The sequence below is a fragment of the Streptomyces sp. NPDC086777 genome (assembly GCF_040702065.1).
Taxonomy (GTDB): domain Bacteria; phylum Actinomycetota; class Actinomycetes; order Streptomycetales; family Streptomycetaceae; genus Streptomyces.
On sequence record NZ_JBFBJI010000012.1, the window covers coordinates 174356 to 184901 of the forward strand.

General features: G+C 74.9%; 8 protein-coding genes. 2 read left to right on the forward strand and 6 right to left on the reverse strand.

Features of this window, described 5'->3' with window-relative positions; genetic code table 11:
• Positions 1-108 precede the first annotated feature (108 nt).
• Entirely contained in the window at positions 109-636 is a 528-nt protein-coding gene (locus AB0472_RS19065; protein ID WP_366357619.1) for a gamma carbonic anhydrase family protein, read from the forward strand.
• A gap of 94 nt (positions 637-730) precedes the next feature.
• Here AB0472_RS19065 and AB0472_RS19070 read toward each other — a convergent pair whose 3' ends face one another.
• The gene (locus AB0472_RS19070) at positions 731-1375 is read right to left on the reverse strand and encodes a DedA family protein (protein WP_366357620.1); all 645 of its coding nucleotides are present in this window, start codon (positions 1373-1375) and stop codon (positions 731-733) included.
• Positions 1376-1575: 200 nt separating this feature from the next.
• Between AB0472_RS19070 and AB0472_RS19075 the strand changes: the two genes are divergently transcribed.
• Positions 1576-2577: a lysylphosphatidylglycerol synthase transmembrane domain-containing protein gene (locus AB0472_RS19075; RefSeq protein WP_366357621.1), complete on the forward strand. Its 1002-nt coding sequence runs from the start codon at positions 1576-1578 to the stop codon at positions 2575-2577.
• Positions 2578-2584: 7 nt separating this feature from the next.
• Here the strand turns inward: AB0472_RS19075 and AB0472_RS19080 are convergent, their stop codons facing one another.
• The 5 genes from AB0472_RS19080 to AB0472_RS19100 are packed head-to-tail and all read right to left on the reverse strand — an operon-like array spanning position 2585 to position 10545.
• Positions 2585-3640 carry a class I SAM-dependent methyltransferase gene (locus tag AB0472_RS19080; protein WP_366357622.1) on the reverse strand — a complete coding sequence of 352 codons (1056 nt, stop codon included), beginning with the start codon at positions 3638-3640 and terminating at the stop codon, positions 2585-2587.
• Entirely contained in the window at positions 3624-4814 is a 1191-nt protein-coding gene (locus AB0472_RS19085; RefSeq protein ID WP_366357623.1) for a glycosyltransferase, read from the reverse strand. The genes AB0472_RS19080 and AB0472_RS19085 overlap by 17 nt, the downstream gene beginning before the upstream one ends.
• Positions 4811-5626, reverse strand: a complete 816-nt coding sequence (locus AB0472_RS19090) for an alpha/beta hydrolase (protein ID WP_366357624.1) — start codon at positions 5624-5626, stop codon at positions 4811-4813. The genes AB0472_RS19085 and AB0472_RS19090 overlap by 4 nt, the downstream gene beginning before the upstream one ends.
• 3 nt (positions 5627-5629) lie before the next feature.
• Positions 5630-5947, reverse strand: a complete 318-nt coding sequence (locus tag AB0472_RS19095) for an acyl carrier protein (protein WP_093505746.1) — start codon at positions 5945-5947, stop codon at positions 5630-5632.
• Entirely contained in the window at positions 5944-10545 is a 4602-nt protein-coding gene (locus AB0472_RS19100) for a beta-ketoacyl synthase N-terminal-like domain-containing protein (RefSeq protein ID WP_366357625.1), read from the reverse strand. Before AB0472_RS19100 ends, AB0472_RS19095 begins: the two co-directional genes overlap by 4 nt.
• Between the last annotated feature and the right edge of the window lies 1 nt (position 10546).

Consider the following 10546-nt stretch of genomic DNA (forward strand, 5'->3'; position numbering starts at 1 on the left):
CAGTCACGCTACTCAGCGGGCCGCGACTTGAAGAGGGTGGGCTGCTGTGATCTTCGCCCCAGGCGGTGGCGTAGGTTGCCGGGGAATCGACGACGACGGGAGACGGTGATGACGCAGCGGGCGCTGATCGTGGGGATCGGGGGGCGCGAGCCGAAGGTCGGGGCCGACGTGTTCGTGGCGCCGACCGCCTCGGTGATCGGGGACGTGACGCTGGAGGCCGGGGCGAGTGTCTGGTACGGGGCGGTGCTGCGGGGGGACGTGGAGCGGATCACCGTGGGGGCGCGGGCGAACGTCCAGGACAACGTGACCCTGCACGCGGACCCGGGGTTTGCGGTGACGGTCGGGGAGCGGGTGTCCATCGGGCACAACGCGGTGGTGCACGGGGCGACCGTCGAGGACGACTGCCTGATCGGGATGGGGGCGACCGTGCTGAACGGTGCCGTGATCGGGGCGGGGTCGCTGGTCGCGGCGCAGGCTCTGGTGCCGCAGGGGATGGTGGTGCCGCCGGGGTCGTTGGTGGCGGGGGTGCCGGCGAAAGTCCGGCGGGAGCTGACGGAGGAGGAGCGGGAGGGGGTGACCCTCAACGGGACCTTCTACGCGGAGTTGGCCGTGGCGCATCGCGGGGTGCACGAGTAGGCCTCATGGCGGGTGCGGCGGGGTGCGGGCCGGCCGCGCGGTTCCTCCCCCAGCCTTCGGCCGGGGGTACCCCCAGCGCCCCTTTCGGGGCGCTTCAGTCGCCGGCGCTCACCGGTTCGGGCTCCTTCTCGGTCGTCCGGGCCTTCTTCGCCCGGCGCTGCACGACCAGCATCGATGCCAGGCCGAAGAGGACCGCTGCCGCCAGGCCCGCGTACGAGAACCGCTTCAGCCAGTCCTCCGCGACGAGGCCGACGTAGTAGACGACCGCTGTCGTGCCGCCCGCCCAGCAGATGCCGCCGAGGAGGTTGGCGGTCAGGAACTTCCAGTAGGGCATGTGGAGGACGCCGGCCAGGGGGCCCGCGAAGATGCGGAGGAGGGCGATGAAGCGGCCGAAGAAGACCGCCCACATGCCCCACTTCTCGAAGGAGCGCTCGGCGGTGGCGACGTGCCCCTCGCTGAAGTGTCTCGGGAACTTCCCGCCCAGCCAGGCCAGCAGGGGACGGCCGCCCTTGCGGCCGATCGCGTAGCCGATGGAGTCGCCGATCACCGCGCCCGCGGTGGCGCAGGCGCCGAGGACGAACGGGTTGATGCCCGAGTGCTGGGAGGAGAGCAGCGCGGCGGAGACCAGGACGATCTCGCCCGGCAGCGGGATGCCCAGGCTCTCCACGCCGATCACCAGCGCCACCACTGCGTAGACGGCGACCGCAGGCACCGAGTCGAGCCATTCCTGGACGTGCACCGCCGGATCCTCCCCTGTCGCGTGCTCCTTCCCCAGGAAGGCTACCGGGTCGACGGGGTACCACCGCGCCCGTGGCACCGGCCCGCCCCCCTGCCTTAGGTTTTCGGACATCCGGGTGTCATACGGGACGGGAAGGCTCCCCGGCGTCTGCTCGCCCGCGGCTCCCCACCGCAGGCCCGCCGTGGAAGGACAACGTCCCCGTGTCCTCACTGTCCTCACTGTCCTCACTGTCCCCGCCCTGCCCCGACGCGCCCGTGCGTCCGCTGCCGGCGTCCACCTCGGTGGCGGGCCGGCCGCTCCGGCTCGCCCTGTGCCTGTCCCCGCTGCTCGTCGCGGCGGTCTGGGGGCTGACCAACCGGTCCCTGCTGTACGAGGGCGTCACCCGGCTCGCCCGCGCCGAACCGGCGTGGCTGCTGGCCGCCGGCGGTTTCACCTGCCTGACCTGGGTGGTGGCCGCCTGTATGCGGCAGGGTGCGGTGCCCGACCGGCTGCCGCCCGGACTGCTGCTGGCCTCGCAGTTCGCCGCCGGCGCGGCCAACCACGCGCTGCCCGCCGGGCTCGGTGCGCACGCCGTCACCGTGCGTTTCCTGCGTACCCGCGGCGTCCCCCTGGAGCGGGCCACCGCGTCGATCGCGCTCTACTCGGTGGCGAAGTCGGGTGCGAAGACGGCCGTGCTGATCGGGTTCCTGCTGTCCTCGTCGGCGTGGCGGCGGCTGGGTGAACTGGTGCCGGACGGCGTGGTGCTGATCCCGGTCGCCGCGGTGCTCACCCTGACGGGCGTGGCGACGGCCCTCGTACGGCCGCTGCGGCGGCCGGTCACCGGGCTGGTGCGCTCCGCGCTCACCGACGCCCGGACCGTGCATGCGCGGCCCTCCCGGGTGCTGGCCCTGTGGGGCGGGGCCACCGCGATGCCGCTGGTGCAGGCGTGCGTGCTGGCCTGCACCGGGGAGGCGCTCGGGCTCGGGCTGTCCTGGGGCACCGTGATCCTCGCCCATCTGGCCGCGGGCACGGCGGGCGGGGCCGTTCCGGTGCCCGGCGGGGTCGCCGTGGACGCGGCGCTGGTGATCACGCTGGTCGCGTTCGGCTCCCCGGTGGCGGTGGCCACCGCCACCGTGATCGGCTACCGCGTCCTGACCGACTGGATTCCGCTGCTGCCGGGCGCCCTCGTGCTGTCGGCGATGATCCGCGCGAAGGCGCTGTGAGCCGTCCTCAGTCGCGGCGGGCCACGATCCGGTAGGCGTTGGAGACGCGGAGGCGGCGGGAGAGCGGCCGTACGGCGAACCGGTCCAGGAGCGTGCCGGCTATCAGGGCCGGGATGCCGGCGACGAGCAGGGCCGCGCGGAGCGCCTTCTGCGGGGCGCCGGGCGGGGTCGGCAGCCAGGGGGCGTCCTCGGGCGGGGCGGTGTGGTCCAGGGCGAGCCAGACGGCGGCCAGCAGGTCGACGGGGTCGTGGGCCTCGGCGTGCTCCTCGGCGACGACCGTGAAGCCCAGACCGGTGAGCCGTTCGCGCAGGTTGGCGACCGGGACGAAGTGCAGGTGCTGCGGCTGCAGCCAGGGCAGCCACCAGCGGCCGAGCAGCCGGGCATAGCGGCTCTCGGGGTCGGGGACCTCGATGAGGAGGTGACCGCCGGGGCGTACCGCCTCGTGGGCGGCGCGCAGTTCGCGGTCGGGGTCGGTGCTGTGCTCCAGGTAGTGGAACATGCTGACGACGTCGTAGCGGGCGGCGAGTTCGGGGGCCAGGTCGGGGAAGGCGCCGCGGTAGGCGTGCTCGACGCGGCCCTCGCGGGCGGCGAGTTCGACGCCGTCGGTGAAGTCGAGGCCGTCGAAGGCGGTGCCGGGCAGCACCTCGCGGGCGGCCTCGCAGAAGTGGCCGTGGCCGGTGCCGACGTCGAGCCAGTTCTTCGGGGTCGGGTCGTGCGGGACCATGGACCGGGCGCGGCCCTGGTACATCTTGGTGCGGCCGCCGAAGGTGCCGCTCATCTTCTGCTCGCCGAGGCCGTCGTAGAAGTCGCGGTAGTAGAACTCCAGGCCGGTCTCGTTCAGGCGCGGGTTCTGGAAGGTGTGGCCGCACTCCCGGCAGCGGTCGAGGACGAAGGCGCCGGGCTTGTGCTGGAGCAGGTCGGTGGTGCGCAGCCGGGTGGTCAGCCGGTCGGAGGCGCACCAGGGGCAGGTGGTGCGCCGGGGCTCGAAGAAGCGGTCGGTGCCCCCGGCGAGGTCCCGCTGGTAGGCGGAGCGCAGCGCCTCGACGTCACTCTGCTTGCTCATCGGGTCTCCTTGCGTGCGGGTGTGCTGCGAGGGCTTCCAGGTGGGTCGCCGCGGCCGGCGCGCCGCCCGCCGCGCGGAACGCGGTGCGGATCCCGGCCGCCGCGGTGCGCGGGCCGGGCTCGTACAGGACGGTGTCGAGGGCGTCGCCGAGCCGCTGGGCGGTGACCCGGCCGAACCGGACCCGCAGGCCCGCGCCGGCGTCGACGACCTGCCCGGCGATCACCGGCTGGTCGTCTCGGATGGGCGCGACGACCAGCGGGACGCCGTGCCACAGGGCCTCGCAGACGGTGTTGTGCCCGGCGTGGCAGACGACCGCGTCGACCCGTTCCAGGAGCGGGAGCTGGGGCAGCGAGGGCAGGATCAGGATGTCCTTGTCGTCGGCCGCGGGGGGCAGGGTGCCACCGGGGTCGGCGACCAGCGCCTGGACCCGGTCGGCCCGGTCGCGTACGGCGGCCACGCACTCGGCCAGGAACCGCCCGCCCACGTCCGCGTTGGCGGTGCCGAGGGAGACCAGGACGCGCTCCCGGCTCGGGTCCAGCCAGTCCCAGGGGAACCCGTCGGCGACCGGCCGCTCGGAGATCGAAGGACCCACGTAGCGGACCGCCGGCCGGCCGGTGGGGCCCGCCAGTTCGGGGGTGGTGAAGGCGAGGGTGAGATACGGCGAGAAGCGCGGGTCGGCGGTGCCCGCCGGGTCGCCGAGACGGCCGCGCAGCTCGGCGAGCCGGTCCCGGAGCCACTCGGCGACCTTGGGGATGCCGTCGTAGGCGCCGCCGAACTCGGCCGAGGTGGTCGCGGACGTCGCCCACGGCAGCCCGAGCCGCTCGGCCACCAGGGCTCCGGCGAAGGCCTGCTGGTCGGCGACCACCACATCGGGGCGGAACGCGTCGGCGGCCGCCGCCACGCCGGGCGCCATGGCGTCCGCCAGCGGCACCAGGAACCACTCCCAGAGGAACTTCAGCGCCTGCGCGCCCCGCAGGTCGGCGGGCCGTTCGCCCGCCACGGCGCCCGCGCAGGGGAACACCGCGGCCTGCGGACCCGCCAGCCGGTGCACCAGCCCGGCGTCCGCGCAGACCCAGGCCACCCGGTGCCCGCGCGCGGCGAGTTCGGCCGCGACGCCGACGGCCGGGTTGATGTGCCCGACCAGGGGCGGTACGGCGAACAGGAAGCCGCTCACCGGACCCCGGCCCGTACGCCGCCGCTGACCGAGTGGATCAGCTCCAGGATGTGCCCGCCGACCGTGCCGGCCGCCTCCACCAGCACGGAGTGCTCGTGCCCGGGCAGCACCACCGACCGGTAGTCCGCGAGGAGGGCCTCCTTCAGCGGGACCACCTCCACCAGGTCGGAGTCCCCGCCGTACACGCCGAGGACCGGGCAGCGAACGGCGCTGATCTGGTCGTCGGTCAGGACCCGGCTGGCCGGGATGTCCCGGCCGAGGCTGGTCTCACGGGCCAGCCGGGCCGCGCCCTTGGCGAGACGGGCGGTGTTGTGGCTGCGGTTGGCGGTGATCCAGGCGATCGCGTCCGGCTCGTTGTGGGCGAGTTCGGTGACGACCCGGTGCAGGATGCCGCCGAGTTTCGCGGCCCAGGCGGCGGTCGCCGGCTCGGACTCGATGAGGGTCAGGCTGGCCGCGCGCTCCGGGTGGCGGGCCGCGTAGCCGAAGGCGATGGTGCCGCCGTAGGAGTTGCCGACGAGGTGCACCGGACCGGTGATCGACAGGCGGTCGAGCAGGGCCTCCAGGTCGTCGATGTTGTGGTCGAGGGTGTAGCCGCCGGACGGGCGGCCGCTGCGGCCGTGGCCACGCAGGTCGTACATGACCACGTCGAGGCCGGAGACGGCGAAGGCGGGGGCCACGGTGAAGTAGTAGCTGGCGAGGCTGTCGGTGAGCAGCCCGTGGACGAGGACCACGGTGGCGGCCGGGGTGCGGCCCTCCCCCGGGCCCATTCTCTGTACGTGCAGCCGGACGTCTCCGGTGTCGACGATCGCCATGGCTCAGCCCGCCTCCGTGGCCTTCAGGCTCCACACCACGTACTCGACGAGCCGGCCGACGGTCAGCTCGATGATCTCGTCGAACTCCATCCCGGCCAGGAACTCGGCGAAGTTGACCCGCTTGCCGTACCGCTCCTCGAGGAGTCCGGCGAGGGTGACCAGGTCGATGCTCTCCAGCTCCAGGTCGCGGTTGAAGGTGGTGCTCATGCCGATCTCGGCGTCGTCGTCGCCGTACTCCTCCAGGAGGGTGCGGAGCATCCCCGCGAGGTCGGCCAGCACGGCCTCCTCGTCGGCGCGGATCTCGGGCTCGGTGGGATTCATCGCGGGTCCTCCTCGATGTCTGCGGCTGCCGGTCCGGTGGTCCAGGCCACGACGTAGTCGCGGTCCGGCAGTGCGGGGGGATTGCGGACCGGCGCGCAGTGCACCGGGTAGGCGCGTTCCAGCCGGCCCGAGACCAGCAGCCGGCTGCCGTCGGGGGCCGCCTCCAGGACGGTGAAGTCCCTTGGTCTGCCGTCGAATCCGGTGCCCTCCGCCTTGGCGACGGCCTCCTTGGCGGCCCAGAAGCGGGTGAACCACAGCGCCGCCGAACCCGCGGCGTCGTCTGCGGAAAGTGTGTGCAGCAGCCGGAGTTCGTCCGCGCCGAGCGCGGCCCGCAGGGCCGCCGGGTCGCGGTCGGCGACCTCTTCGAGGTCGATGCCCGGACCGGGTCCGGGCGTGTGCGGGCGTACGATCGCCACCGCGGCCTCCGCCCGGTGGGCGAGCGAGACGTCCAGCGCGGGCAGCGTGCGGCCGTGCACGCCGACCACGTACGGGCGGCCCAGCTCGTCGTTGTGGACGCGGAGTTCGGCCGGGAAGACCGGGCCCTCGCCGTGTTGCCAGAGCCACTGGCGTACCGCGTCCTTGGCGGCGATACGCCCCAGCAGCCACTGCCGGCGGCCGCGCGGCGGGTGCGCGGCGTACTCCGAACGCTCGGCTCCGCCCAGCGAGTTGCGCATGATCAGCTCACGGGAGGCCAGGTCGGGCCAGCGTTCGTGGAGCAGGGTCCAGCCGCCGGGCCTGGCCTCGGAGAGGGTGTTGCGCTCCGGGAAGCGTTCGACGGGTCGGGTGTGCGGGTCGTTGTCGAAGCGGCGGTCCTGCCAGCCGTCGATCCGGGCCCAGACCCGCTCGCCGACGGTGAGTTCCACGTCCGCCTCCAGGACGGTGTCGGTGAGCGAGGTGATCCGCACCAGGCAGCCGATCTCGGTGCCGGGGGCGGGGTGCGGGCCGTGGAAGCGCATCTCCCGCATCTGCACCGGGAAGACGACGGTCCGCTCGGTGCGGGTGGACATGATCCAGTAGCCGAGGATCTGACCGACGTTGTCGAGCAGGGCGCCCGGGGCGGCGGGCGTGGTGATCACGCCGCGCACGTGCCGGTCGCCGACCGCGGCGAGTTCGGTGACGCCCTGGAACGCCGGGCCGTGGAACATCCAGCGCTCGGCGTACAGTTCGGCGGCCGTGTGGTCGGGGGTGCGCTCGGGAGCCGGGGGCCGGGCGGGGCCGGCGAGCGGCGGCGCGTGGTCCGGGGCCACCTCCACGACCGCGCGGGCGGTGGGGCCGAAGGTGACCGCGACGCGGCCGGGGCCCTCGGGGGTGACGGTGACCGGGACGTCGACGGCGGGTGTGGCGGTGAGCCAGCGGTCGAAGCGGGCTCCGTGCACGGCGACCGCCCGCAGTCCGGTGGCGTGCTCGGCCGCGTCCATCATGTGCTGGACGATCGTGGTGGCGGGGACCACCGGCCAGCGGTCCTCGGTGCTGGGCCAGCCGGGGCGTTGCGGGAAGAAGCAGTGGTCGAGGAGGTGCGGCATCGCCTCGGGGGACACCCTGAGGGTGGTGGTGCGGGCGTCGGGGAGCGGTGTGGCCGGGGCCGGGACGTGTGGCGTGGGACGGGGTGCCGGGGTGCGCGGTGCCGTGGTGGCCGGCGGGGCGCCGATCGCGGTGAGGACGGCCGCCGCCGTGTCCGCCGTCTCCCGCAGCAGCGCGTCGAGTTCGGCCGCGGCCGGGACGCGTCCGGCCAGGTCGTCCAGCGGGGAGGGTCCGACGGGGGGCCGCCTGCCGCCCAACGCCGCGCGCAGCCCGGCCAGTTCCGGGCCGTCCAGGGAGACCAGCGCGCCGCCCAGGTCGAGCTTGACGGGCGGCCGGTGGCGTACCGGCGCGGCCGTGCCGGACGTCCCCGGCAGCGCCGGTGCGACGGCGGCGCCCGCGGTCCACAACGCGGTCGCCACACGGCGGAGTTGGGCCAGGCCGGAGCGGTGCGGGGAGTTGGCGGCGACGGCGAGGTGGTCGCGGTCGCCGAGGGTGTCGCCGATCAGGGAGGCCAGCTGCCCGGGTCCGGTCTGGACGAAGACCCGGTGCCCGGCGGCGTACAGGGCCTCGACCAGCTGCCGGAACCGGACGGGCTCCAGCAGGTGCCGGACGAACAGCTCGCGTACCTCCGCCTCGGCCGCCGGGAAGGGGGCCGCGGTGGTGCCGGACCAGACCGGGACCGTCGGCCGGTGCAGCCGGAAGCGCTCGGCGGCCTCCCTGATGGGGGCCAGGTACGGCGCCAGCATCGGGGTGTGGAAGCCGGACCGGAACGGCAGCACCTGGCACAGCACGCCGTCGGCGCGGAAGGCGCGGACGAGGTCCGCGACGGCCCGGTCCGGGCCGCAGACCATCGACTGGTTCGGCGCGTTGTCATGGGAGAGGACGATCCCGGCGTCCGGCCAGTCCGCGCGGAGCGCGGCGAGGACCCGGTCGGCGGGGGCACCGACGGCGGCGAAGGCCAGGCCCGGGACGGTGACCGCGTCGGGGTCGAACCCGGTCATGAAGGCGTCGACCTGCTCCCCCGAGTAGAGCCCGGCGGCCACCATCGCCGTCCACTCGCCGACGCTGTGCCCGGCGACCGCGTCCGGCACCACGCCCATCCGGCGCAGCGCCGAGTCCAGCAGCCGCCCCACGCCGACGACACCGAACCCATGACGGCCTACGTCCCCGACCCGCACGGCGTCCGTGACGCGGCCGGTGACGGTGGGGAGGCCGAAATGCGCGGCGATGTCGTCGACGCGGGGAGTGAACTCGCCTTCCAGGCCCGGGAAGACGAAGGCCAGCCTGCCGGTGCGCAGCAGCGGGGCGGGCCGGAACCAGACGTCGTTGCGGCCCTGCCAGGCGCGGCCCCTGCCGACCGTGCGCCGGGCGAGGGCGAGCCGTCTGGCGGTGGGGTCGACGATGCCCAGGCGGACCGGGCCCGCCTCCGGGTGGGTCCCCCCGGGGGCGAGACCGACGGCGAGGACGGCGGAGTCGTCGGCGGCGAGGAGCGCGGTGAGCCGCTCGTGGGTGTCGGCGGCGAGCAGGAGGACGCGCTCGGGTTCGGTGACCTCCGCGACGCGGGGGGCGGTGGCTTCCGTGACGCGGGGTCCGGGGGCGTGCGTGCCGCGGGGTTCGGCGCCGCCGGTGGTGCGGGGGACGGCGGTCGCGCGGTGGCCGGGGGCCTCCTCCAGCACCACGTGGGCGTTGATCCCGCCGAACCCGAAGGCGTTCACCGCGGCTCTGCGGACCGGCTGCCCGGGGGCGGTCTCCCAGGGCGCGGCCCGGTCCAGGGTGCGGAAACGGGTGGCGGCCAGGGCCGGGTGCGGGTCGTCGCAGTGCAGGGTGGGCAGGAGGGTGGCGTGGTGGAGGGCGAGGGCGGCCTTGATCAGCCCCGCCACTCCGGCGGCCGGCATGGTGTGGCCGATCATCGACTTCACCGAGCCCAGCACGGCCCGCTCGGCCGCGCCACCGCTCGGTCCGAACACTTGGGCGAGTGTGGTGAGTTCGGCGGCGTCCCCGGCCGGGGTGGCGGTGCCGTGCGCCTCCAGGAGGCCGACCGAGTGCGGTGCGGCGGGGTCGAGCCCGGCGGCCCGCCAGGCCTGGCGCACGGCGTGGGTCTGACCGCCCGGGTCGGGGTTGACGAGTCCGGCGGTACGGCCGTCGCTGGCCACGCCGGTGCCGCGGATCACGGCGTAGACGCGGTCGCCGTCGCGTTCGGCGTCGGCGAGGCGCTTGAGGACGACGACCCCGGTGCCCTCGCCGATGAGGATGCCGTCGGCGTCGCGGTGGAAGGGGCGGATGCGCTGGCTCGGGGAGAGCGCGCGCAGCTGGGAGAAGACGCTCCACAGGGTGATGTCGTGGCAGTGGTGCACTCCCCCGGCGAGCATCAGGTCGCAGCGTCCGGCGGCGAGTTCGGTGACGGCCTGGTCGACGGCGACCAGCGAGGAGGCGCAGGCCGCGTCGACGGTGTAGGCGGGGCCGCGCAGGTCGAGGCGGTTGGCGATCCGTGAGGCGGCGAGGTTGGGCACCAGGCCGATCGCCGACTCGGGGCTGGCGGGCCCGAGCCGCTCGGTGAACGCCTCGCGCACCCGTGCCAGTTGGCCGGGGGTGAGGTCGGGCACCAGTTCGCCGAGGGTGCGGACGAGCTGCCCGGCCGTGCGGACCCGCTGGTCGAGCCGGACCAGGCCGGGGGTGAGATAGCCGCCCCGGCCGAGCACCACCCCGATCCGGTGCCGGTCGGGCAGCCGGTCCGCGCCGCCCGCGTCGGCGATCGCCGCTGCGGCCACGTCCAGGGCGATCAGCTGGTCGGGTTCGGTGCCGGCCACGGAGTTCGGCATGATCCCGTACCGGGTGACCTCCACCTCGGCCAGCCCGTCCACGAAGCCGCCGCGCCTGCAGTACACCTCGTCGGGGACGGCGGGCCCGGTGGCCGAGCCGGGCCGGTAGTACTCCGCGTCCCAGCGTCCTTCGGGCACTTCGCCGATCGCGTCCACGCCGTCGCGCAGGTTGGTCCAGTAGGCGTCGAGGCCGGCGGCGCCGGGCAGCAGCACCGCCATGCCCACGATCGCGACCGGTGTCCGGCGGTCGTCGGTCATG